The organism is Komagataeibacter xylinus (assembly GCF_004302915.1).
In the GTDB taxonomy this organism is placed as follows: domain Bacteria; phylum Pseudomonadota; class Alphaproteobacteria; order Acetobacterales; family Acetobacteraceae; genus Komagataeibacter; species Komagataeibacter xylinus_C.
In genome coordinates, this window is the sequence record NZ_QQBI01000016.1 from 20,070 (window position 1) to 43,315 (window position 23,246).

Sequence of the window (23,246 nt, forward strand, 5' to 3'; positions counted from 1 at the left end):
AAGGGCCGGCCTTAAAGTGATAAAGAGGGTTCGATGGCAGGAGCACGTCCCATACTGATAGCGGACGACGATCAGACTTTACGTCAGATGCTCGTTGAACAGCTACAGATTGATGGTGAATTTGAAGCGATCGAGGCTGGCTCCGTCGCCGAAGCCTGGGAAAAGCTGCAGAAACCGGGGGCGCGTTTTGACGCGATCATCCTCGATGTATCCCTGCCGGATGGGGACGGGCGTGATTTCTGCGCCGACCTGCGGCGCAAGGGCAAGCGCATCCCCATCATCATCCTGACTGGCTCTGATGACGAGACGGATGTCGTGCGCGGCCTTGATGCGGGCGCCAATGACTATGTGGCCAAGCCGTTCCGCATTGCGGAGCTTCTGGCCCGCCTGCGCGCGCAGATGCGCATTTTCGAGAACAGCGAGGACGCGGTCTTCGCCATCGGGCCGTATATCTTCCGCCCGTCGGCCAAGCTGTTGCAGGAAACGGCCAAGAATCGCCGTATCCGCCTGACGGAGAAGGAAGCGGCCATCCTGAAGTTCCTGTACCGCGCGGGCACGCGCCCGGTGCCCCGGCAGGTGCTGCTCAACGAGGTGTGGGGCTACAACGCGGCCGTAACCACCCACACGCTGGAAACCCATATCTACCGGCTGCGCCAGAAGATCGAGCCCGACCCCACCAACGCCAGCCTGCTGGTGACGGAAGGCGGCGGCTACCGTCTCGACCCCGAAGGCGGCAAGAGCGCCCTTGCCTGAACGGGGCCGCGTTGACGTGTGAATTATGACGGGCCGCCCGGTTTCGGGCGGCCCGGTCGTGTTTGAGCCTTATAAAAACAAAAGTTTCTGGTGAAGCTTTTTTCAAAAAGCCTCAAAAAGCGCGGCCTTGCGCTCAGCTGTCGATATCGATCAGCACCGGCACATGGTCCGAGGGCTTCTCCCAGTCGCGGGCAGTGCGCAGCACCTCCATGCCGCGCAGGGCAGGGCGCAGGTCGGGCGTGACCCACACATGGTCCAGTCGCCGCCCGCGGTTTGACGCACTCCAGTTACGGTTGCGATAGGACCACCACGTATAGAGCTTTTCATCCGGCGGCACGAATTCGCGCATGGCGTCGATGAAGCCGGTCTGCTGCCAGGCCAGCAGGCGTTCGGTTTCCTCGGGCGTGTGGCTGACAATCCTGAGCAGCTGCCTGTGGCTCCACACATCCTGCTCAAGGGGAGCGATGTTCAGGTCGCCCACCAGCACGGTGCGCCGCATGTCACGCGCGGAGAACCACTGGCGTGCCTCTTCCACGAAGGCCAGCTTGTGGGCGAATTTGGGGTTCTCGACCGGGTCGGGCACGTCACCGCCCGCAGGCACGTAGAAATCATGCACGTCAATCGCATCAGCCCCCGTGCCATGGCGCACGGCGATGTGGCGGCAGTCTCCCTTTTCGCACCAGTCCGGCGTATCCTCCAGCACGGTTACGGGTTGGCGTGACAGGATGGCCACCCCATTATATCCCTTCATGCCACGGAACACGACATGCCCGAAGCCAAGGGCGCGCACCTCCTCGAGCGGGAACAGGGCATCAGGCACCTTGGTTTCCTGCAGGCAGACGATATCGGGCGATGTGTCCTGGCACAGCCGGGCAAGCAGCGGCATCCGCAGGCGGAGGGAATTGATATTCCAAGTGACGATACGCATATCGGCTGCATTGCCGATCCGTGGCAGGCTGACAAGAATATTTTTTTCCCCACAGGGCGCGGCACAGGACGAAAACAGGAACGAATGGCAAAAGGCGGCTGATATTTCCTGCAAAAATGCAACCCACCCATCAGGACACACGGATGCCATAATTTGTCCACCTGTGGGGTTGACAGCCCTGAATCCGGCCTGTCGAGGAGCGGATTTTTTTTCCGGCCTCCGGCTTGCCCAATATAATTGTTTAAAAACAGTAGGTTGTTGTTAGTGATGTTTTTTTGGGCAATCCAAGTACAGGAACGGAAAACCGCCACCCGCACGTTTTTTTCGGCCCCTGCTCCACAGACTTATCCACATTATCGGTGGATGAACGGCTGCCGTCCATGACAACGGCCATTTCCGACGCACCGACCCGCCCGGTGGGGGTGGACGCAATCCACCATGCCCTGCGCACCATGCCGCAGGCCCCCGGCGTGTATCGCATGCTCGGCGAAAAGGGGGACGTGCTGTACGTGGGCAAGGCGCTGAACCTGAAGAAGCGCGTGACCTCCTACACCCATGTCAGCCGCCTGACCGAGCGCCTGCGCCGCATGGTGACGGAAACGCGCAGCATGGAAATCGTCACCACCCATACCGAGGCCGAGGCCCTGCTGCTCGAGGCCAACTACATCAAGCGCATGCAGCCGCGTTACAACATCCTGCTGCGTGATGACAAAAGCTACCCGTGGATCATGCTGACCGACCGGCACGACTTCCCCCAGATCAGCAAGCACCGGGGCAAGCCGGTCAAGGGGGCCTCGTACTGGGGGCCGTTTGCCTCGGCCTGGTCGGTCAACCAGACGCTGAACCTGCTCCAGCGCACGTTCCTGCTGCGCTCATGCTCCGATAGCGAGATGCAGGGCCGCACGCGCCCGTGCCTGCTGCACCAGATCCATCGCTGCTCGGCGCCATGCACCGACCGCATCAGCCGCGAGGATTATGCCGAGCTTGCCGCCCAGGCGCGCAGCTTCCTGGCGGGCAAGGACCCGGACATGCGCGAGAAGCTGGGCCTGGAGATGGAACAGGCCGCCGAGGCGCTTGAATTCGAGCGCGCCGCCGCCATCCGCGACCGCATACGCGGGCTTTCGGCCCTGCAGCAGGATTCCAGCGTCATCAACCCCTCCAGCGTGAGTGATGCTGACATCATCGCCATCTGGCAGATTGCCGGGCAGTCGTGCATTCAGGTGTTCTTCATCCGCGCGGGGCGCAACAACGGCAACCGGGCGTTCTTTCCCAGCCATGCGCGTGACGAGAACGCGCCCGATGTGCTCGCCGCCTTCATGGCGCAGTTCTATGATGACAAGCCCCCGCCTGCGCAGGTGCTCGTCAACCAGGACCTGCCGGAGCTTGACGTGCTCACCGCTGCCCTGAGCCTGCGCCGGGGCCGCAAGGTCGAGATCCTGCACCCGCAGCGTGGCGAGAAACGCGGCGTGATCGAGCATGCCGCCCTGAACGCGCGCGAGGCGCTGGAGCGCAAGATGGCCGAAAGTGCCGGCCAGGCGAAGCTGTTGCAGGGCGTGGCCGACCTGTTTGGCCTCGACGCGCCGCCCAGACGCATCGAAACCTACGATAACAGCCACATCCAGGGGGCGAATCCTTATGGCGTGATGGTGGTTGGTGGCCCGGAAGGGTTTGAAAAACGCGCCTACCGCAAATTCTCCATCAAGGGGCCGGTCACGCCGGGCGATGACTTCGCCATGATGCGCGAGGTGCTGGAGCGGCGCTTCCGCCGGGCGCTGAAGGACCGGGAAGAGGGCGTGCGCCCCGAGGACTGGCCCGATATCCTGCTGATCGATGGCGGGGCAGGGCAGTACACCGCCGTGCGCGGCGTGCTCGATGAACTTGGCGTGACGGGCGTGACCCTGGTGGGCATTGCCAAGGGGCCGGACCGCGATGCAGGGCGGGAGTGGTTTCACACCGCCGACCGGCCGCCCTTCCAGCTGCCGCCGCGTGATCCGGTGCTGTACTACCTCCAGCGCCTGCGTGACGAGGCGCACCGCTTCGCCATCACCACCCACCGCGCCGGGCGCTCCAAGGCGCTGGTGCGCTCGGAACTTGATGATATTCCGGGCGTTGGACCGGCACGCAAGCGCGCGCTGCTCAAGCATTTCGGCTCGGCGCGCGGCGTGCGGCAGGCTGGCCTGGGGGAACTGGAGCATGCGCCGGGCATCAACCGCGACATGGCGCGGGTCATTTACGGTTTTTTCCATCCCGACTGGACAGGAGAGTGAGCGGCTGTCATGCAGATGTGAGCCTGCAAACTGCCTGACAGGCGTTATCAGTATATTGGCTTTCTCCCTTTCTTGGTTATAGCAGTATCAGCATGCTTACCGACCTGCCCAACCTCCTGACCCTGTCCCGCATCATCGTGGTGCCGATCGTCGTGGCGCTTGTGGTCATTCACACGGCGCAGACCGATTGCGCCGCGTGCGTGTTGTTCATCCTGGCGGGCATTACCGATTACTTCGATGGCAAGCTGGCCCGGGCGTGGAACCAGAATTCCGACCTCGGCCGCATGCTCGACCCCATTGCCGACAAGCTGCTCGTGGGCGCGTCGCTCATGGTCATGGCGGGGCTGGGGCGGCTGCCTTACGGGTGCCTGTACCCCGCCATCATCATCCTGTGCCGCGAGATCCTGGTCAGCGGCCTGCGCGAATACCTTGCCGCCACCCGCGTTGGCCTGCCGGTGACGAAGCTCGCCAAATGGAAGACCGGGTTCCAGATGACGGCGATCGGCTTCCTGCTCGCGGGCGACAGCACGGCAGGGCTGCTGCATATCGGCTGGCTGCCGGTCAATGTGCTCGGCGCCATCATGATGTGGATCGCCGCGGCCCTGACCCTGATCACCGGGTGGGATTACGTTTCCACCGGGCTGCGCCACGTGGGGCGCGGCACGTCGGGCGCCACCAAATTATCTTCCTGACCTACATGAAAAATTAACGCGCTTCATGGCTGATCGTCCCTGCGGGCCCATGCGCCCGCCAGTCTGGCAAGGGGGCGAGGGAAGAGCGTGGTGCGCAACGCAATGGTGCTGTCATTGCTGGTGGGGCTGGCAGGGTGTGGCGGGTTCGGGCCGATCCTGGCCGATAACACCGAATTTCCGGGTAGCCTGCCCAATACCCCGCGCGCGGAAGGTGAGAACATGCGCCGCGTGAGCGGGCAGGCCCCGCAGGTGCTGCCCATCATGCCGCAGGCGCGCAATATCTGGCCCGTTCTGCCTGACGGGCACGTCACGCCGCAGGAGGACATGGCCGCGGCCATGCCGCCCGGCACCCGGCCCGGTGGTGCAATCGAGCATGACCTGCCCGCGGGCGGCGAGATGCAGATCGGCAACGATGCAGTGGGCGATGGGCTGCCCGGGCACGTTTCCGCATTGTCTTCAGGGCAGGGGGCAACGCATAAGGACGCAGCGGATGCGGCGATCATCGTGCCCAATGGCGATGGCACCACAACCGAGGTCAGCGCCGATGGCACGGTGCATGAACAGCAGGCCCCCTGATGCAAGCCGCCCAGCGCGGTGCCGGGCCTGCCCTGAGTGGGAGAGAAGAGCGGAATGCTACGCATTCTTTATTTTGCATGGCTGCGCGACCGTCTTGGCCGCTCCGGCGAGACGCTGCCCCTGCCACAGGGCGCACATTGCGTGCAGGACCTGATTGCAGCGCTAAACGCGCGTGGGGGAGAATATGCCGCCATTTTCGCCAGGCCCGAACTGATCCGCGTGGCGGTGAACCAGAGTTTCGCCACGATTGCCGCCCCTATTGCGGCGCATGACGAGATTGCCTTCTTCCCGCCGGTTACAGGGGGCTGAGACCACCATGCCGCGTGTCACGATCCGCGTTCAGGCCGAGGCGTTCGATAGCGCCCATGAAACTGCGCTGCTGCTGCGCGGGCATGAGGATGTGGGAGGAGTCGCAGCCTTTACCGGAATCGTGCGCGGCGGTGGCGGCCTGGTGGCGCTGGAGCTCGAGCATTATCCCGGCATGACCGAATCCATGATGCGCCGCATAGCGGAATCGGCATGCGTGCGATTCGGGCTGGCAGGCTGCACGGTCATCCACCGGGTTGGCAGACTGGCGGTGGGCATGCCCATCGTGCTGGTGCTGTGCGCCTCCGCCCACAGGGGGGGCGCGCAGGAGGCCACCACCTTCATGATGGACTGGCTCAAGACCAGCGCGCCGTTCTGGAAACGCGAGGAATTTGCAGATGGGCGAAGCGCCTGGGTTGAAGCGCGCGCGCAGGATGAGGCGGCAAAGGCGCGCTGGGGCAGCCTTGCCGCGTGCGATGGCGGGAAGAAAAATTAAAAAAAATAATCTGCCGTCAACGCGCTTGACGTAAGCTGACCGCTGATTCGAGGCAACGCTCCCCATTTTCCCGGGCCACATTATCTAGTGCAAAGCGGCATGGAATAGTCCATATATAGGGGCATATCATAAAGCCCCGTCCCATCACGCAGGCGCCCGAAAGGCCCTGCGTGCCTTGGCGCGGGCCGATTACGGAGAATGTAAATGGTCCTGGATGACATATCCGGCGGCATGGCCGATCGTTCTGCCAACTGGGATGGGACCGTTCAGGGAAAGGACAGTACGCCTATGGCTGAAACGTCTGACATGCTTGACAGCGTGGTCCAGCTTCCCGGCCATCATCCCGTGCGCGTGGACCACTCCCGCGATGCGCTGCTCACGGCGTTTGGCAAGGCAACGCTCAACAACCGCTACCTTTTGCCCGATGAGAGCTACCAGGACCTGTTTGGCCGCGTGGCCTCGTATTACGGGGCCAACCCCGCCCATGCCCAGCGGCTGTATGACTACATCTCGCGGCACTGGTTCATGCCGGCCACACCGGTGCTCTCCAATGGTGGCACCTCGCGGGGGCTGCCCATCTCGTGCTTCCTCAACGAGGCCAATGACAGCCTGCGCGGCATCGTGGACCTGTGGAACGAGAATGTGTGGCTGGCCTCAAAGGGCGGCGGCATCGGTTCCTACTGGGGCAACCTGCGCTCGATTGGCGAGAACGTGGGCCGCAACGGCAAGACCTCGGGCGTCATTCCCTTCATCCGGGTCATGGACAGCCTGACCCTGGCCATCAGCCAGGGCTCGCTGCGGCGTGGCTCGGCTGCGGTGTACCTGCCGGTCTGGCACCCCGAGATCGAGGAATTCATCGAGCTGCGCCGCCCCACCGGCGGCGATCCCAACCGCAAGGCGCTCAACCTGCATCACGGCGTGCTGGTGTCGGACGCGTTCATGCGCGCGGTGGCCGATGATGATGAATGGGCGCTGCTTTCCCCCAAGGACAACACGGTCATCCGCAAGGTTTCGGCCCGCGCGTTGTGGATTCGCATCCTGACCGCGCGCATGGAGCAGGGTGAGCCGTACATCATCTATTCCGACCACGTGAACAACGCGCGCCCCGAGCACCACAAGCTGGCGGGGCTTGAGGTCAAGACCTCCAACCTGTGCGCCGAGATCACGCTGCCCACCGGCATGGACCACCATGGCCGCGAGCGCACGGCGGTGTGCTGCCTGTCCTCGCTCAATCTCGAGACATGGGATGAGTGGAAGGATGATCCGCAGTTCATCGAGGATGTGATGCTGTTCCTTGACAACGTGCTGCAGGACTTCATCGACCGCGCGCCCGATGACATGGAGCGCGCCCGCTACGCCGCCATGCGCGAGCGCTCGGTGGGGCTGGGCGTGATGGGGTTCCACTCCTTCCTGCAGGCCAAGAACGTGCCGTTCGAGAGCGTCGTGGCCAAGAGCTGGAACCGCAAGATCTTCCAGCACATCCGCGCGCAGGCCGATGCCGCCTCGCGCAAGCTGGCCGAAGAGCGCGGACCCTGCCCGGATGCCGCGGAATATGGCGTGATGGAGCGATTCTCGAACAAGATGGCGATTGCGCCCACGGCGTCGATCTCCATCATCGCGGGCAATGCCAGCCCCGGCATCGAGCCGATCGCGGCCAATGTGTTCCTGCAAAAGACGCTGTCCGGCTCGTTTACCGTGCGCAACCGCCACCTTGACAAGCTGCTGACCAGCAAGGGCCGGAACACCAGCGATGTCTGGTCATCCATCACGCTCAACAAGGGCAGCGTGCAGCATCTCGACTTCCTGACCCAGCAGGAGAAGGACGTGTTCAAGACCGCGTTCGAACTCGACCAGCGCTGGGTAATCGAGCATGCGGCCGATCGCGCGCCGTTCATCTGCCAGGCGCAGTCGGTCAACATCTTCCTGCCTGCCAACGTGCACAAGCGCGACCTGCACCAGATCCATTACATGGCGTGGAAACGGGGGGTGAAATCGCTGTATTACTGCCGCTCGCTGTCGATCCAGCGCGCCGATGCGGTGAGCGATGGCCAGGAAAAGCGCGACGTGCCGCCCAAGGATGCAGGCAGCCCCGCCACATCAGGCGACTACGAAGAATGCCTCGCCTGCCAGTAAGGTGAGGGGAAAAAGTTTTTGGTGAAGCTTTTTTCCAGGACGCTTCAGGAAACGCCGCCTTTTTGAAACAAGGCGGCGCCCGGAAGCTTTTGTTTTTCAGTCATATCGCTGTGCTCAAGGCATGAGCGGCATGCCCTGCTCCAGTATGGCGCGGGCCTGTGGCGTAAAGCGGCCATCCGCCTCATGCAGCACAAGGCCGGGCAGCATTTCGCTGCCCGCGCGTGAATTCGCCCGTCCCTGCACCAGCATGATGCGTGCGGCCTGCCCCGCGCGGGGCCAGAAGGGCAGCACCCTGATCCGGCCCAGCTGCGCGCCCTCCATGGCCGTGCAGCAGGCGGCCAGCAGGGTGGCGGGCAGGGCCAGCGTCAGCGTGCCGTGGTGGCGTAGCTGGGCGGCGAGCGCGCGCACCCAGCCCCCAAGCGCGCCGGTGGGCAGGCGGCGGGCAAGGTCGCGCTGGCTGTGGGGCGAGGCCGACGAGTCCTGCCCATGCCATGGCGGGTTGGCAAAGGCGTGGTCGATGCGGCGCAGGCCGGGGCCGGACAGCAGCGGGTCATCGGGCAGGGCAGGCAGGGTGGCATGGCGCACATGCAGCCCGTGGCGATGGTTGAGCATGAAGTTGTGCCGGGCCAGTGCCGCGGTGGCGCCATCATGCTCCAGCCCGATTCCGGTCAGCCGGGGCACCCGATTCGACAGGCAGAGCAGCCCGGCGCCCGCGCCGCATCCGCCTTCCATGACGATCTGGCCGGCGCGCGCGGGCACGAAAGCGGCCATCAGAACAGGCTCAAGCCCGGTCCTGTTTCCGGTCGAAAACTGGCGATAGACCACCTTTCCGCCCAGCAGGTGGCCCGTGGTTACAGGGTCCATGCCCGAGGGGGGGAGAGGCAGGTCATGCGCTGCTCCGTGCCGTGTGCCTGTTTGCTCCGGCTTGACCGTTATTCCAGCGCCGCCCATATACTCATTCTATGTTCATACATTCGGAACCGGGAGAGTAACCTTTTGGCCCTAGCAGTTAGTCTGCCGGAATCCGACGAAACGGCAAGTCAGAAAGACGAAGGGGCTCGCCGCCCGATGGCAGATGGATCAGAAGTCGCCCTGCGCGATCTGGCGGAATATCTTGCGGATGACATGGCGGCGTGCAACCGCGCCATTGTCGAGCGGATGGACAGCCCGGTCGCCCTTATTCCCCAGCTTGCAGCCCACCTTGTGGCCGCCGGTGGCAAGCGGCTGCGCCCGCTGCTGACACTGGCCTCCGCCCGGCTGTGCGGCTACCAGCCCGATGCCACGCACCAGCGCCACGTGGCCCTGGCCGCCTGCGTGGAGTTCATCCACACGGCAACGCTGCTGCATGACGACGTGGTGGACGAAAGCTCGCTGCGCCGGGGCATGGCCAGCGCCAATGCGGTGTTTGGCAACAAGGCCTCGGTGCTGGTGGGGGACTTCCTGTTCGCCCGCTCGTTCCAGCTCATGACGGATGATGGCTCGCTCAAGGTCATGAATATCCTCTCATCCGCTTCCGCCACCATTGCGGAAGGGGAAGTGCTGCAGATGTCCACGCAGAATGACCTGTCCACACAGATTGATCAGTATCTGGAAGTGATTCATGGCAAAACTGCGGCATTGTTCGCCGCAGCCTGCCGCGTGGGCGCTGTCGTGGCCGACCGGGGCGAGGATGAGGAGCGCGCGCTCGAATCCTACGGCACCAATCTGGGCATGGCTTTCCAGCTGGTTGATGACGCGCTGGATTACGCCGCCGATCAGGCCCGACTGGGCAAGACGGTGGGAGATGACTTCCGTGAAGGCAAGATCACCCTGCCGGTGCTGGCGGCCTATGCCGCGGGCTCGGCGGAGGACCGTGCCTTCTGGCAGCGCGTGATCGAGGAAAGCGAGCAGAAGCCCGAGGATCTCGATCATGCCCTGCGCCTGATCGAACAGACCGGCGCCATCCGCACCACGCTTGAGCGTGCAACGGAATATGCCGATGCGGCGCGTGAGGCGCTGTCCATCTTCCCGCCCAGCCGCCTGCGCCAGATGCTGCAGGATACGGCGAGCTACACCGTCAACCGCCTGCGCTAGCAGGCGGGGCGGCCTGTCCTTCTGGCCTCTGAAAATCAGAAAAAGCTTCAAGGAACGCTGCCTTTTGAAAAAAGGCGGTGCTACCCTTTGTATGCAGCAGCCGGGCTGGCGTCGAACAGCTTTGGCGCATCCTGCCCATAGCCCAGCGCGGCCAGTCCCGGCCGCAGGGCCGCGAGGTCACGGGGCTGGGCGGTAAAGCAGAACTGGTCGGGCAGGGAAGAGGCGGGGCCGGTCGGGACAGGGCATGCGGCCAGCACGCGAGCGACCTGCCGGGCCACGGCGGGGGCGGGATCCAGCCAGGTGACCTGCGGGGGGCCTGCGTCACGCATGGCATCAAGCAAAAAAGTATAATGCGTGCAGCCCAGGCCCACCACGTCGATTGCACTGCCGCCGGGTTGCCCGAACAGGCCCGCGAGTTCCGCCCCGAGCAGGGCGGGGTCTGGCGGGGTGCCGCGAAAGGCGTTTTCCGCCATGTCCGCCAGTCCGCGCGCGCCGTGGGCAAGCAGGGTGCAGTTGGGCGCAAAGCGGGCGCTGAGAGCCTTCAGGTAGGGCCTGCGCACGGTCGCCCGCGTGGCCAGTAGCCCGATCGTGCCGGTGCGGGTCTGGTCGGCAGCCCATTTTATGGGGGGCACGCAGCCCACGAAGGGCACGTCATAAGCCGCGCGCAGGCTCTCGAGTGCAAGCGTGCTGGCGGTGTTGCACGCCACCACCACCACGCTGGGCCGCAGGCAGGCAATGGCAGCGCCCACAAGGCGCACGATCCGCTCGCGCAGCACGGCATCGGGCTGTTCGCCGTAAGGGAATACGGCCGTGTCGGCCAGATAGTCGACCGGTATGCCGGGCAGGAGAGGGCGGAGCTGGGCTACGATTCCCAACCCCCCAATTCCCGAATCGAAGGCAAGAACACGCGGCATCATCTGGCCCGTGGGTCAGGCCCCGGCATCACGCTTGGCCTTGAGCGCCAGTGCCTCTTCGGCACTGCCCACGCCGCCATGCTTGGCCGACCAGGCACACGGATCTTCAAGGAAACGACGCACCTCGGCGGCATCCTTTTCCGAGAAATAGGGCTTGCCCGCACAGGCCTCGAGCACATCCCACCAGGTGCACAGCGCATGCAGGCTGATATCCATGTCCGCCAGCGTACGATACGCGCCGGGGAAGACGCCATAGAAGAACACGACGAAGGTGTGGTCCACGATCGCGCCCGCCTTGCGCAGCGCGTTGGCGAACTGCACCTTCGATGAGCCATCGGTGGTCAGGTCTTCCACCAGCAGGGTGCGCATGCCCTCGGGCACGTCACCCTCGATCTGGGCATTGCGGCCAAAACCCTTGGGCTTTTTGCGCACATAGGCCATGGGCGCCATCATGCGGTCGGCAATCCAGGCGGCGAAGGGAATGCCCGCCGTCTCGCCGCCCACCACGGCGTCGATGCTTTCGTAGCCGACATGGCGGCCGATCTTTTCCACCGCCAGTTCCATGATCTTCTGGCGCGCGCGGGGGAAGAAGATGATGCGGCGGCAATCGATATAGACCGGCGATTTCCAGCCCGAGGTCAGGGTGTATGGATCATCGGGGCGGAAGTTGACGGCCTTGATTTCCAGCAGCAGGCGCGCGGTCATGAGTGCCGCATCGCGGTCCCATGCGGTTGTGCCTGTTGAAAGTCCTGCCCCATTCCCCGTGGCGTCGTGCATACCCTATCTCCGGCCAAATGAATTGCGTGTACTGAATGTCAGCACAGACGATTAACCGCAACAGGGCGGAAAATCCATCGGTGTCCGGGCCAATGGGGGCGGAATTGCCAAAAAAACGCCGCATCGGAAATATAACGTGACCCGATCAGCAGAGTGTGAGTGCTCGCGTACCTTGCCCCCACGGGGTATTCGCTCTAGTATCTCAATATTAATAATCATTCTCACTAGTGGATCATCGCATCGTGTCTGTTGAAAACAGTCGCATCGCCCGCAAATGCGAGCGTGCCGTAATCACCGCCTACCAGGAACTGCGTGGCGTCGGGACCAGCGATGTGTCGGCTTTCCATGCCTGCACGACCCTCTACCGCATCCACCACCCCGAATCCTCGCTCAACGAGGCGCGGCGCCTGGTATCGGAATGGATCGACCATCACGTGATCCAGAAGCGCCCTGGCCCGACTGCCGGGTGTGAGTGTGACTGATCCATCCGGGGAAGGGGATTCGTAAAAAAGCAGGGCCGACTGCGGATGCAGTCTGTCCGGTTTTCATGTCAGACGAGGAACTTTATCGAAGATGCCCGGCGTATTCCCCTCAAGACCGACCTGCCACAGGAACGGGCCATGCCGCCACGAAGGTGGATAATTCCAGCGATGCTGCAGGGTGACTGATGTGGTCTGGCCAGGCTGGGTCCCGACCTCCTTGACGACAATATTCTCGCGACCGATCTCTGTAGCCAGATGCCAGCAGGCAGGTGAGAGAACGTAAATGCTCCGTCCGCATCACGTGTCACGTGCTGGACGAATGACGCAACATTACCAGAAGCAGCCTTTGGCCCGGTCATCATGCCGTAACGGAACATATTGTCCACGACAGGATCAGATGCTAGTTTCCGTCTTCTTCAGTTTTATTTAAATCTGTTCTGATATACTTGCTGCGGCGGTATCATTCTTTCTTTATATATACGTAGCGGATTCTGTATTATTATAAATAACACAGATATAAATTATTTTTTTGGTCCTTTATTTTAATGGAATGAGCGATCCGTTTCGCAAGACCAGCACGTTATTCTGAATCTGTTGATGGAGATCTGACGTTCTTCGCGCAACCCGGCGCACCGTAGTGGATCAGCGGCGAGGACATGCATGGTCCCCTTGAACAGCGGCGCCATATCAACGCGTTTCCATACGGGGTATGAGGAACTGAATTGCGTAAAAATGGGGCATCGGGAAGCTGCTTGGCTAGCTTCCGGAAGTGTTTCAACGGATATTCCCGGTCCATTGGCATATGGTGACCGTCGAAACATGTTATGACAATAGCGGTCTAAATAACGAAAATTCCTGCAAAAACAGGATTGCCATGCCGGGTGGGGCACTCATCCACCCGGCACGGTTTTTTCAATCAGGCCCGCTTGTCAAACGGCACGAAATTGCGCTCGGGCGATCCGGTATAGAGCTGGCGGGGGCGGCCGATGCGCTGGCCGGGTTCCTCAATCATTTCCTTCCACTGGCTGATCCAGCCGGTGGTGCGGGCTACGGCAAACAGCACGGTGAACATGCTGGTGGGGATGCCCATGGCCTTGAGGATGATGCCGGAATAGAAATCGACATTGGGATACAGGCTGCGCTTGACGAAATATTCGTCATGGATCGCAATTTTCTCCAGTTCGATGGCCAGGTCGAGCAGCGGGTCATCCTTGATGCCAAGCTCGCCCAGCACCTCATGGCAGGTGGCCTGCATGATCTTGGCGCGCGGGTCGAAGTTCTTGTACACCCGGTGGCCAAAGCCCATCAGGCGCACGCCGCTGGTCTTGTCCTTCACCTTGGCGATGAATTCGGGGATGTTGTCCTTGTGGCCGATCTCGGCCAGCATTTTCAGCACCGCCTCGTTGGCCCCACCATGGGCGGGCCCCCAAAGTGCCGCGATGCCTGCGGAAATACATGCAAACGGATTGGCCCCCGTCGAGCCCGCAAGGCGCACGGTGGAGGTCGACGCATTCTGCTCATGGTCGGCATGCAGGATCAGGATGCGGTCCATGGCGCGTGCAAGCACCGGGTTGATCTTGTAGGGCTCGCTCGGCACCGCGAACATCATGGACAGGAAATTCTCGGCGTAGGACAGGTCATTGCGCGGGTAGATGAAGGTCTCGCCCTGCGTGTATTTGTAAGCCCAGGCCGCGATGGTCGGGATCTTGGCGATGATGCGCATGGCTGACTGGTAGCGCGTGGCAGCATTCGAGACATCAAGCCCTTCATGATAGAAGGACGACAGCGCGCCAACCGTGCCGCACAGGATGGCCATGGGGTGCGCATCGCGGCGGAAACCATTGAAGAAATTGCGGATCTGTTCATGCAGCAGCGTGTGGTGTTTGATGGAATTCACAAACCCGTCGTACTGCGCCTTGTCGGGCAGTTCACCGTTGAGCAGCAGGTAGGCCACTTCCATGAAGGTGGCCTGTTCGGCCAGCTGCGCGATGGGGTAGCCACGATGCAGCAGCACGCCCTTTTCACCATCGATGAAGGTGATCTTGCTGGAGCATGACGCGGTCTCGCCATAGCCGGGATCATAGGTGAATACGCCAGCCTGGGCAGGCAGCTTGCGGATGTCGACGACCTCCGGCCCCATCGTGCCGGACAGCATGGGCAGCGCAACATCCTTGCCGTTTAGCGAGATTGTGGCAGTTTTTCCGGACTCGCTCATCTACAACTCTCCTCCTGGGGGGCACGCCTGCGCTGGTGGGGCAGGGGGCCCATGTCTCCAACCTCCGGGCATTCTGCCGTTCATGCGGCAGTTTATGAACATGCCCAAATTATATGCCCGTGTGCCGCGGGGGGCGGCACCCATCGGGCCTCGGCTCTGACGATAGGAACGAAACCCCCGGCGTGGCAATCCATGCCCCCCCTTTGCCGCAATGACATTATTGGCAAGACAGGGCGTTCAGGTCGATTTCACCATCGGTGGCGGAATTCCATGGTTTTTTGGCGGTAAAACAGGCGATCGAGGCCGGTGGAAAGCCGCGCTGCATGGCGCCTTCAAGGGCGGGCGGACAATGCCGGCCGCCCCAGCCAAACACCAGGGCGCCCAAGGCCGGATTGTGCCCTAATACCATGATATTGCTTACTTTATCGGAAATGCCATACAGCATCTCACGCACCGTTTCGGCCGTCGCCTCATACAGTTCGTTCACATATCGGATATCGGGTTCCTGATCGCCATAAAATGATCCCAGTGCGGCAAGCGTCTCGACCGTGCGCCGCGCGGGGCTGACCAGTATGAGCTGCGGGGCAAAGGCGCGCGCCCGCAGCCATGCCCCCTGGGCATGTGCGCTGTCGCGGCCATGTGGGGTGAGCGCGCGGTTGAAGTCGGCTTTGGCGCCCATGTCGCCAAATGCGGCGGGAGCGGCCTGGGCATGGCGCATGAGCACGAGCTGGCGGGGCATGACGGCGGTTACTGGACTGTGCCCGCGGCAATGGCCTCATGGTGGCGGATGACCTCGCGGATGATGAAGGCCAGGAATTTTTCCGCAAAATCGGGGTCCAGATGGGCTGCGGTGGCCAGTTCGCGCAGCCGTGCCACCTGGCGTGCCTCACGCGCGGGGTCGGCGGGCGGCATGTCGTTGGCGGCCTTGAGCCTGCCCACCGCCTGCGTGTGGCGAAAGCGCTCGGCCAGCATGTAGATCAGGGCGGCATCGATATTGTCGATGCTGCAGCGCAGCTCTTCAAGCTTGAGCCGGGCTGCGTCCTGTCTGGCCTCGGTGGTGTTCATCGGTGTCCGCGCTCCTGCGATAAAAAAGGGATGAAAAAAGACTTACAGCACCGGCGGGAGGTCGATCCACGCCAGGTGCCCCCCCTTGCCAGCCCCGGTATCGGTAAAGATGGCCCGCCCGCCCATGCGGCCGTTGCGCACCCAGGGCCGCCCGTCAGTCGAGCGGCGGTCATGCCCGCAATAGACCGTATAGCCCGGCGGAATGTGATCGACCCAGTTCAGCCTGCGCTCGGGGTAGCCATCCTTCTGCATGCGGCCTGTCGTCTCGCCAAACAGGGCGCGTGACAGCAGGGGTGTTACCGTGCCCAGCCCCGGTGGCGGCAGTTCGCCCAGCATGCGGGCATGAAAGCCGCCATGCACGAATATGGAGTGCCCCAGCACGATCCACGCGGGCGCCTTGGCAAGGTCGGCCAGCGCGCGCTGGTACACGTCGCTGTTCTCCTCGCGCAGGAAGGCGGCCAGCGTTTCCATCAGCGGCGGGTCGCGGCGCATCTTGCGGCCCTGCAGTGCACGGGCCAGCTTGCGGTCATGGTTGCCCAGTATGAACAGGCCGCGCCCTTCATCGATCAGGCGCTGCATCAGGCGGAACGCGCCCGCGCTGTCCGGTTCGTAATCCACCAGGTCGCCCAGCTGTATGACAAAGCGGTCGGTCGCGGCGGCATGGCGGAAGGCATGCAGGTCGCCGTGCACGTCGCCCACCACGCGCAGGGGGCGCCCCGCCAGCAGCCCTGCGAGCGGGTGCGTGGGCAGCGCGGGCGGGGCAGGGGGGGCTGCGTCTTCCCGCTCGGCGGCGGGCGGGAATGTGGCATCCCGTGCCATGACAGGCCGATGAGAGGGAAATCGACGTCTCAAGCGAAAATCCTCTCCTGTTGGTGGCCGGTCCGGGTTGTGCCCCTTGCTGGGTCTGGTCTCCTATTATTCACAAGATTGACCGCCATGCACTAGGGGGATGGGCAATAATGTATCCTTAATGACACAAACCGGTTGCATCCGGGTAACGATATTGTACAGGAAAAAACCGGAATATATTACCCCCGACACAGATCGGCAGAAGACATCGCGCCGCGGCCTGTGGCGTGCCTGATGGAGCAAACGTGAAACAGCCAACCGGAGTCAGGGCGCCGTGTCACACTCTTTTGTTGTGACGTAGCCTGCAGGACGGAGAACAGATGAAGACGTCATGCTGAAGTGAAACGCAGGGAGAAGCGCTCTGGTGCAAAGGGAATACCCGCACCACCGTTGCTGCCCCGGCAGATCGGCCCCGGCCAGGGCCGTGACGACGGCATACGACATATCCGGCGCGGTCTCGACCGGCCGGGCATAACGATAAGAGTTTGAGGGAAAGTTCATGATCGACCACACCCGAATCCGGAATGCGGCGCTCCGGGCCAAGATCACCACCGCCGAGCAGGCGGCCTCCCTTGTCCGCCCGGGCAGCACGGTGGGCACCAGTGGCTTTACCGGCGCCGGTTACCCCAAGGCCGTGCCGCAGGCGCTCGCGGCACTGATGGAGCGCGCGCATGCCGAGGGTAAGGAGCACCGCATCCGGCTGCTCACCGGCGCCTCGACCGGGCCGGAGCTTGACGGCGCACTCGCCAAGGTCAACGGCATCTCCTTCCGCATGCCCTATAATTCCGATCCCGGCCTGCGCGCGCGCATCAACAAGGGCGAGACGGAATATCTCGACATGCATCTCAGCCATGTCGCCCCCATGGCCTGGGCGGGCTTCTTTGGCACGATCGACACCGCCATCATCGAGGCCACCGCCATCCGTGAAGATGGCAGCATCGTGCCGTCCTCTTCCGTCGGCAATTCCAAGACATGGCTTGACACCGCCAAACAGGTGATCATCGAGGTCAACAGCTGGCAGGACGCGGCCCTCGAGGGCATGCACGACATCTGGTACGGTGCCGCCCTGCCGCCGCACCGCCAGCCCATTCCGCTGCTGCGCCCCGATGACCGCATCGGCGGCACCGCGCTCAAGGTCGATCCCGCCAAGATCGTGGCGATTGTCGAGACCAATGCGCCCGACCGCAACGCCCCGTTCTCCCCGCCGGACGAGACCGCGCGCGGCATTGCGGGCCACCTGATGGAATTCTTCCGCCATGAAGTGAAGATGGGCCGCCTGCCGCCCTCGCTGCTGCCGTTGCAGTCCGGCGTGGGCAACGTGGCCAACGCCGTGATGGGCGGCCTGGAGGAAGGTCCGTTCGATGACCTGACCGCCTACACGGAAGTGATTCAGGACGGCATGCTGGGCATGCTGGAAAGCGGCAAGATGCGGGTGGCCTCGGCCACGGCCTTCTCGCTCAGCCCGGAAGCCGCGGAATCGCTCAACAGCCGCATGCGCGAGTTCCAGAAAAAAATTATCCTGCGCCCGCAGGATATCAGCAACCATCCCGGCCTGATCCGTCGCCTTGGCTGTATCGCCATGAACGGCCTGATCGAATCGGATATCTATGGCAACGTGAACTCGACCCAGATCATGGGCTCGAAGATCCAGAACGGCATTGGCGGCTCGGGTGATTTTGCCCGCAATGCCTATATCTCGGTATTCATGACGCCATCGACCGCCAAGGGCGGCAAGATTTCCGCCATCGTGCCCATGGCCTCGCACGTCGATCACATCACGCAGGATTCGCAGGTGCTCGTGACCGAACAGGGCCTGGCCGACCTGCGTGGCCTCTCGCCCAAGCAGCGCGCGGAAGTGATCATCGCCAACTGCGCCCACCCCGATTACCGCCCCATGCTGCAGGACTACTACAAGCGCGCCCGCGCGGGGTCGTTCGGCCAGCAGTCGCCGCACCTGCTGACCGAGGCGCTGTCATGGCACCAGCGCTTCATCGAGACTGGCAGCATGCTGCCGTAAGGGGCCAATCGGTAACTGACGGGATGCGGTCAGGTACCGCCCCCGTCGCACCATATATAGGCAGTCATTAAAGTTTTTGGGTGCCGCCTTTTTTCAAAAAGGCGGCGTTTTCTTTCGAAGCTTTTTGGAAAAAGCTTCACCAAAAACTTTCATTTCTTATCAATGCTTTATCTGGCGGGTTCGGCATCCACCATTTCGGTTGCGCGTTCGAGGTCAACCGACAGCACGCGGCTGACCCCGCGCTCCTGCATGGTCACGCCATACAGGCGGTCCATATGCGCCATGGTCAGCTGGTGGTGGGTCACGACAAGGAAGCGCGTGCCCGCTTCGGCCACCATGTCGGCCAGCAGGGCGCAGAAGCGGCCCACATTGGCATCATCGAGCGGGGCATCAACCTCATCGAGCACGCAGACCGGGGCGGGGTTGCAGCGGAATACCGCGAAGATGAGCGACAGCGCGGTCAGCGCCTGCTCGCCACCTGAAAGCAGCGAGAGTGTCGCCAGCTTCTTGCCCGGCGGCTGGGCATAGATTTCCAGCCCGGCCTGAAGCGGGTCGTCATTGCCCACCATGCCCAGATGCGCCCGCCCGCCATTGAACATGCGGGCGAACAGCGCCTGGAAATGCTGGTCGATCTGCGAGAACACGGCCATCAGCCGCTCGCGCCCCTCGCGGTTGAGCTGCCCGATCATGCCGCGCAGGCGGGCAATGGCCGATTGCAGCTCATCGCGCTCATGCAAGATCGTGTCGATCTTGCCCGATGCCTCCTGCGCCTCAAGTTCGGCCCGCAGGTTGACCGGGCCCAGTTCATCGCGCTGGCGGATCAGGCGGGCAACCTTGCGGCGCAGGCCGGTCTCGGCGTTCACGCTCAGGTCCGTGGGCACCACGCCCGCGGGCGGCGTCGAGTCCGCCTGCAACTGGGCCAGCAGCACCTGCGCCTGCTCGCGCCTGCCTTCGGCGCGGACCACGGCTTCACGCGCTGCGGTCAGCACCTCTTCCGCTGTGCGGCGGCCCTGCTGCACTTCCGCCATGCGGGTTTCGGCCTGTTGCAGTTCCACCATCGCCACGTCGTGGCTGGCTTCGTGCCGGGCCAGTTCGGTTGCGATTGCATCGCGCCGTTCGCGCACGGCAACGGGCTGGGGGGCGACGCGCTCATGCTCGGCCCGGGCATTGTGCAGGCGGGCCCCGGCGGCCTCGGCTTCGAGGCTTGCAGCCTCCACGCGGGCGGTCCACTGCGTCATGTCCTGTCCGGATGCCTCAAAGCGCTGGCGCAGGGTGGCATCTTCCGTATGCAGGCGGGCCAGGGCGTCGCGCTGTTCGGTTTCCTGCGCGCGCAGGCTTTCGGCCTGTTCACGCAGGCTGGCCAGCGCGTGTTCCAGCCCGCTTAGGTCAGGCAGGGCCTCAAGGCGGGCGCGGGCGGCGGCAACGGTGGCTTCGGCCTGGCGCAGGCCATCGGTCAGGTCAGCCATGCGGGCCTGCCGGGCTTCAAGCCGGGCGCCGGTCTCGCGCATTTTCTGCTCAAGGGCCGTGCGTGCGGCGCGGGCCTGCTCCAGCCGGGTCGTGGCCTTTTCCACTGCCATACGGGCCTGTTCCAGCGCTTCGCCTGCCTGTGTCGCGGCTGCGGTGGCCTGCCGGGCGGCATCCTCGGCTACAGCCGGGGCGGGCAGGGCGGCAAGCTGTTCGCGCCGGGTGGCCAACGCGGTGCTGGCGGTGTCTCGGTCGTTTTCCAGCCGGGCCTGTTCGGGCAGAAGGGCCTGCAGGCGTGTTTCCGCCTCGCCATGCCGGGTCGTGGCGGCCTGCAGGGCGCGGCGGGCCTGTTCCAGCGTAGTTTCAGCCTGCTGGCAGCGGGTACGGAGCGCCTTTTCGGCATCCTGTGCCTGCGTGGCAGCCTGCGTTGCCGCCTGCTGGGCGCGGGCCAGCTGCTCGAGGTCGGGCAGGCTGGCTTCCTGCGCTGCGGCGCGGGTGCAGGCGGCCTCGGTATCCGCCAGGGCGGCCTGGGCCGTGGCCTGCTGCACCGCGAGCGTATCGATCTGGGCCGAGACGGTGGCGTGCTGGCGTGAAAGTTCGGCCTCTGCCGTGCGGGCGGCTTCCAGTGCGTTCTCGGCGGCCATGCGGGCGTCGCGTGCGGTTGTCAGGGCCTGGCCTGCCTGCTGGCGGGTGGTTGTGGCGGCCTGTGCTGCCTGTTCCAGCGCCGGGAGCGTGGCGCGCAACTGCTCGCGTTCCGTGCGCAGGGCGCGCAGGCGGCCGAGCTGCTTGAGCCTCAGTGCCGCGCGGTCGGGCAGGTTGGGGGCCTGCGTGTAGCCATCCCACCGCCAGAGCGCGCCCTCGCGGGTGACAAGGCATTGCCCCGGGGTCAGGCTGGCCTGAAGGGGGGCGCCATCCATGCCATCAGGCAGCAGCCCAGCCGCACCCAGCGCGCGTGACAGGGCAGGCGGAGCCTCAAGCACGGCGGAAAGCGGTTCGATGCCCGCAGCCGGAAAGGGCGCGGGTGCGGCAGGCGGCAGGTCATGCCATGAGCGCGGGGCCACGCCCTTGACCACCGCCTCAAGCCCATCGGACAGCACCACGGCCAGCGCGGTTTCCAGCCCCGCGGGCACATGCAGGCTGTCCGCCAGCGTCGTGCCACGGGCGGGATCGGCCTGCGTCTCGCTATGCAGCGCACGGGCGAGGCCGTCAGCTTCCGCCTCGAGGCCCGACAGGCTGGCGCGGGCCCCGGCAAGGCGGCCGGCGCAGGCTTCATCTTCCCGTGTTGCGGCAACGGTGGCGGCCTCGGCTGTAGCCATGTGCTGGCGGGCGGCTTCCAGTGCTGCGGTCGCGGCCTCGCGTTTGGCCACGCGCGCCTGTAGCGCCTCATCGGGCACGGCCTGCGCGCGCAGGCGGGTCATGCTGGCGGCAAGTGTATCGACTTCGTCGCGCGCGCGCTTGTGGGCGGCCCGGGCAGCGCGCAGGGCTTCCTCGGTGGTGGCGCGGGTGGCGCGGGCTTCCTTCAGGCGGGCATTGGCCTGAATTTCAGCTTGTGTCGCCTGTGCGCGGGCGTCCTCTGCCGTGGCGCGTTCGGCGCGGAGGGTATCAAGGGCGACCCGGGCCTCGGTTTCCGCCTGGGCCAGACGCGTGCGCTCGGCCTCGGGCACAAGGTCCGCGCGGGCGTTGCGCACATGGTTGCCCAGCGTTGCCACGTCGCGCTCAAGGGCTTCGAGCCTGCTGGTGGCCGTGGCGGCATCCTGCGTGGCCTGCGCATGCACGCGCAGGCTCTCGGTTGCGGCGTTGCGGGCAAGGTCCGCCTGTAGCGTGGCGTCGGCATGGGCGCGGGTGGCGGCCTCGCGCGCGCTCAGGGCGTGGGTGGCCTGTGCCTCGGCCTGCGTGATCTGTCCGTCATGGTCGGCAATGGATTCGGCCGTTGGCATGTCGGCTTCAAGAGCCGCGATCTCGGTGGCGAGGGCCGCGTGCCGGGTGGCAAGGTGCTCATGCGCGGCGGTGGCCGTGGCAAGCCCTTCGCGGGCCTGCGTTGTCTGCAGTTCGGCCTCGCGCACGGTGGTGGTGGCTTCTTCCACGCGGGCCGCCATCCCGGTCATGGCCTGGGCCAGCGCGGTGCATTCGGCCTGCGTGGCCTCGCGCAGGGCAGGCAGGGCGGAAAGGCGTTCCGAGACCTGTGCCCGCTCGGCCTCAAGCTGCCCGAGCATGAGGGTGGCGTCATCACGCCGCGCAAGGGCCGCGGCCTGCACGCCCTCGCATTCGGCAAGGCGGGCCTGCGCCTGTTCCGCCGCGGCCTCGGCGCGGGCCAGTTCCTCGGCAATGGTTTCGGCGCGGACCTTGAAGCGTTCGAGTGCTGTGCGCCGCGTATCGAGTGCCTCGCGCAGGGCGGGCAGGGCCTTTGTCACTTCGTAATCGGTCAGGACGGCGGTCTCGGCCATTTCCTCCGCGGCCCTGAGGTCGGTGCGCGCGGCGAGCAGGGCGGCCTCGCCCTCGGCCACGCCGTTATGGGCGCGGGCATGCAGCAGCGCCAGCAGGGCGGTTTCGGAGTCGCGCAGGTCCTGCGAGAGTTCGCGGTAGCGCGAAGCCTGTTCGGACTGCTCGTGCAAATCACCAAGCCGGGATTCGAGTTGCAGGCGCAGATCTTCCGCGCGCGCGAGATTGGCCTCGGTCGCGCGCAGTTTCAGCTCGGCCTCGTGGCGGCGGCCATGCAGGCCGGTAATGCCGGCTGCTTCCTCCAGAATGGTGCGCCGTTCCTCGGGGCGGGCATTGACCAGCGCCGAGACGCGGCCCTGGCTGACCATGGCCGATGAACGCGCACCGGAGGCCAGATCGGCAAACAGGGTCTGCACGTCGCGCCCGCGCGTGGTGCGGCCATTGATGCGGTAGCCGCTGCCCGCCCCGCGCTCGGCCCGGCGGCAGACCTGAAGCTCCTCCTGCCCGGTAAAGGGGGCGGGGGCGATTTCGGCCGCCCCTTCCAGCGTAAGGGTTACTTCCGCCATGTTGCGGGCGGCGCGCGCGGTGGTGCCGGCGAAGATCAGGTCATCCATTTCGCCGCCGCGCAGGGCGCGGGCATTGGTTTCGCCCATGACCCAGCGCAGGGCCTCGACCACGTTGGACTTGCCGCACCCGTTGGGCCCGACAATGCCGGTCAGGCCAGGCAGGATCTCCACGGAGACCGGATCGGCGAAACTCTTGAAACCTGCGATGCGCAGCCGGACGAAACGGGCGGTCAT

The 23,246-nt window shown here is 64.4% G+C and carries 19 protein-coding genes; 10 read left to right on the plus strand and 9 right to left on the minus strand.

What is annotated here, in order from left to right; all coding sequences use genetic code 11:
- The first annotated feature begins 33 nt into the window (after positions 1-33).
- Complete coding sequence (locus DV027_RS10415; protein ID WP_061273227.1) at positions 34-753, plus strand: response regulator transcription factor; 720 nt, start codon at positions 34-36, stop codon at positions 751-753.
- A gap of 133 nt (positions 754-886) precedes the next feature.
- Here the strand turns inward: DV027_RS10415 and DV027_RS10420 are convergent, their stop codons facing one another.
- Positions 887-1,681 (minus strand): exodeoxyribonuclease III, encoded by a 795-nt coding sequence (locus DV027_RS10420; RefSeq protein WP_242621843.1) that lies wholly within the window; start codon positions 1,679-1,681, stop codon positions 887-889.
- A gap of 380 nt (positions 1,682-2,061) precedes the next feature.
- On the opposite strand from DV027_RS10420, the gene uvrC reads away from it, so the two are divergent.
- The 6 genes from uvrC (at position 2,062) to DV027_RS10450 (ending at position 8,151) form a co-directional block, all read left to right on the plus strand.
- Positions 2,062-3,948, plus strand: coding sequence for an excinuclease ABC subunit UvrC (gene uvrC, locus DV027_RS10425; RefSeq protein WP_165399166.1), 1,887 nt, complete (start codon positions 2,062-2,064; stop codon positions 3,946-3,948).
- A 92-nt stretch (positions 3,949-4,040) separates the two neighbouring features.
- Positions 4,041-4,640 carry a CDP-diacylglycerol--glycerol-3-phosphate 3-phosphatidyltransferase gene (pgsA, locus tag DV027_RS10430; RefSeq protein WP_130731743.1) on the plus strand — a complete coding sequence of 200 codons (600 nt, stop codon included), beginning with the start codon at positions 4,041-4,043 and terminating at the stop codon, positions 4,638-4,640.
- Between the two features lie 102 nt (positions 4,641-4,742).
- Positions 4,743-5,216: a hypothetical protein gene (locus tag DV027_RS10435; RefSeq protein ID WP_130731769.1), complete on the plus strand. Its 474-nt coding sequence runs from the start codon at positions 4,743-4,745 to the stop codon at positions 5,214-5,216.
- A gap of 54 nt (positions 5,217-5,270) precedes the next feature.
- The gene (moaD, locus tag DV027_RS10440; RefSeq protein ID WP_130731744.1) at positions 5,271-5,525 is read left to right on the plus strand and encodes a molybdopterin converting factor subunit 1; all 255 of its coding nucleotides are present in this window, start codon (positions 5,271-5,273) and stop codon (positions 5,523-5,525) included.
- A 7-nt stretch (positions 5,526-5,532) separates the two neighbouring features.
- Positions 5,533-6,018: a molybdenum cofactor biosynthesis protein MoaE gene (locus DV027_RS10445; RefSeq protein ID WP_130731745.1), complete on the plus strand. Its 486-nt coding sequence runs from the start codon at positions 5,533-5,535 to the stop codon at positions 6,016-6,018.
- 288 nt (positions 6,019-6,306) lie between these two features.
- Positions 6,307-8,151 (plus strand): ribonucleoside-diphosphate reductase subunit alpha, encoded by a 1,845-nt coding sequence (locus tag DV027_RS10450; RefSeq protein WP_242621845.1) that lies wholly within the window; start codon positions 6,307-6,309, stop codon positions 8,149-8,151.
- 114 nt (positions 8,152-8,265) lie between these two features.
- Here DV027_RS10450 and DV027_RS10455 read toward each other — a convergent pair whose 3' ends face one another.
- Positions 8,266-9,015 (minus strand): tRNA1(Val) (adenine(37)-N6)-methyltransferase, encoded by a 750-nt coding sequence (locus tag DV027_RS10455; RefSeq protein WP_130731747.1) that lies wholly within the window; start codon positions 9,013-9,015, stop codon positions 8,266-8,268.
- A gap of 204 nt (positions 9,016-9,219) precedes the next feature.
- Here DV027_RS10455 and DV027_RS10460 point away from each other — a divergent pair, with 204 nt between their 5' ends.
- Positions 9,220-10,224 carry a polyprenyl synthetase family protein gene (locus DV027_RS10460; protein ID WP_130731748.1) on the plus strand — a complete coding sequence of 335 codons (1,005 nt, stop codon included), beginning with the start codon at positions 9,220-9,222 and terminating at the stop codon, positions 10,222-10,224.
- Between the two features lie 80 nt (positions 10,225-10,304).
- Here the strand turns inward: DV027_RS10460 and DV027_RS10465 are convergent, their stop codons facing one another.
- Positions 10,305-11,138, minus strand: coding sequence for a glutamate racemase (locus tag DV027_RS10465; RefSeq protein ID WP_130731770.1), 834 nt, complete (start codon positions 11,136-11,138; stop codon positions 10,305-10,307).
- Positions 11,139-11,153: 15 nt separating this feature from the next.
- Entirely contained in the window at positions 11,154-11,915 is a 762-nt protein-coding gene (locus DV027_RS10470; RefSeq protein WP_061273257.1) for an orotate phosphoribosyltransferase, read from the minus strand.
- A gap of 227 nt (positions 11,916-12,142) precedes the next feature.
- Here DV027_RS10470 and DV027_RS10475 point away from each other — a divergent pair, with 227 nt between their 5' ends.
- Positions 12,143-12,397: a hypothetical protein gene (locus tag DV027_RS10475; RefSeq protein WP_082770746.1), complete on the plus strand. Its 255-nt coding sequence runs from the start codon at positions 12,143-12,145 to the stop codon at positions 12,395-12,397.
- Between the two features lie 916 nt (positions 12,398-13,313).
- Here DV027_RS10475 and gltA read toward each other — a convergent pair.
- From gltA to DV027_RS10495, 4 genes are all read right to left on the minus strand, one after another.
- A complete protein-coding gene (gene gltA / locus DV027_RS10480) occupies positions 13,314-14,612 on the minus strand; it encodes a citrate synthase (protein WP_130731749.1) in 1,299 nt (432 codons plus the stop codon).
- Positions 14,613-14,829: 217 nt separating this feature from the next.
- Entirely contained in the window at positions 14,830-15,351 is a 522-nt protein-coding gene (locus DV027_RS10485; protein WP_130731750.1) for a SixA phosphatase family protein, read from the minus strand.
- Between the two features lie 8 nt (positions 15,352-15,359).
- Positions 15,360-15,677: a chorismate mutase gene (locus DV027_RS10490; RefSeq protein WP_130731751.1), complete on the minus strand. Its 318-nt coding sequence runs from the start codon at positions 15,675-15,677 to the stop codon at positions 15,360-15,362.
- A gap of 42 nt (positions 15,678-15,719) precedes the next feature.
- The gene (locus tag DV027_RS10495; protein WP_130731771.1) at positions 15,720-16,496 is read right to left on the minus strand and encodes a metallophosphoesterase; all 777 of its coding nucleotides are present in this window, start codon (positions 16,494-16,496) and stop codon (positions 15,720-15,722) included.
- 529 nt (positions 16,497-17,025) lie between these two features.
- Here DV027_RS10495 and DV027_RS10500 point away from each other — a divergent pair.
- Positions 17,026-18,543, plus strand: a complete 1,518-nt coding sequence (locus tag DV027_RS10500) for an acetyl-CoA hydrolase/transferase family protein (RefSeq protein ID WP_130731752.1) — start codon at positions 17,026-17,028, stop codon at positions 18,541-18,543.
- Positions 18,544-18,710: 167 nt separating this feature from the next.
- Here DV027_RS10500 and DV027_RS10510 read toward each other — a convergent pair whose 3' ends face one another.
- A complete protein-coding gene (locus DV027_RS10510) occupies positions 18,711-23,246 on the minus strand; it encodes an AAA family ATPase (RefSeq protein WP_130731753.1) in 4,536 nt (1,511 codons plus the stop codon).

Coding starts and splice junctions, on each gene's coding strand:
- DV027_RS10445 (WP_130731745.1), top strand. CDS start 5,533: ATGCCGCGTGTCACGATCCGCGTTCAGGCCGAGGCGTTCGATAGCGCC.
- DV027_RS10460 (WP_130731748.1), top strand. CDS start 9,220: ATGGCAGATGGATCAGAAGTCGCCCTGCGCGATCTGGCGGAATATCTT.
- pgsA (WP_130731743.1), top strand. CDS start 4,041: ATGCTTACCGACCTGCCCAACCTCCTGACCCTGTCCCGCATCATCGTG.
- DV027_RS10495 (WP_130731771.1), bottom strand. CDS start 16,496: ATGGCACGGGATGCCACATTCCCGCCCGCCGCCGAGCGGGAAGACGCA.
- DV027_RS10490 (WP_130731751.1), bottom strand. CDS start 15,677: ATGAACACCACCGAGGCCAGACAGGACGCAGCCCGGCTCAAGCTTGAA.
- gltA (WP_130731749.1), bottom strand. CDS start 14,612: ATGAGCGAGTCCGGAAAAACTGCCACAATCTCGCTAAACGGCAAGGAT.
- DV027_RS10415 (WP_061273227.1), top strand. CDS start 34: ATGGCAGGAGCACGTCCCATACTGATAGCGGACGACGATCAGACTTTA.
- DV027_RS10455 (WP_130731747.1), bottom strand. CDS start 9,015: ATGGACCCTGTAACCACGGGCCACCTGCTGGGCGGAAAGGTGGTCTAT.
- DV027_RS10450 (WP_242621845.1), top strand. CDS start 6,307: ATGGCTGAAACGTCTGACATGCTTGACAGCGTGGTCCAGCTTCCCGGC.
- moaD (WP_130731744.1), top strand. CDS start 5,271: ATGCTACGCATTCTTTATTTTGCATGGCTGCGCGACCGTCTTGGCCGC.
- DV027_RS10485 (WP_130731750.1), bottom strand. CDS start 15,351: ATGCCCCGCCAGCTCGTGCTCATGCGCCATGCCCAGGCCGCTCCCGCC.
- DV027_RS10470 (WP_061273257.1), bottom strand. CDS start 11,915: ATGCACGACGCCACGGGGAATGGGGCAGGACTTTCAACAGGCACAACC.
- uvrC (WP_165399166.1), top strand. CDS start 2,062: ATGACAACGGCCATTTCCGACGCACCGACCCGCCCGGTGGGGGTGGAC.
- DV027_RS10500 (WP_130731752.1), top strand. CDS start 17,026: ATGATCGACCACACCCGAATCCGGAATGCGGCGCTCCGGGCCAAGATC.
- DV027_RS10435 (WP_130731769.1), top strand. CDS start 4,743: ATGGTGCTGTCATTGCTGGTGGGGCTGGCAGGGTGTGGCGGGTTCGGG.
- DV027_RS10465 (WP_130731770.1), bottom strand. CDS start 11,138: ATGCCGCGTGTTCTTGCCTTCGATTCGGGAATTGGGGGGTTGGGAATC.
- DV027_RS10420 (WP_242621843.1), bottom strand. CDS start 1,681: ATGCGTATCGTCACTTGGAATATCAATTCCCTCCGCCTGCGGATGCCG.
- DV027_RS10510 (WP_130731753.1), bottom strand. CDS start 23,246: ATGACCGCCCGTTTCGTCCGGCTGCGCATCGCAGGTTTCAAGAGTTTC.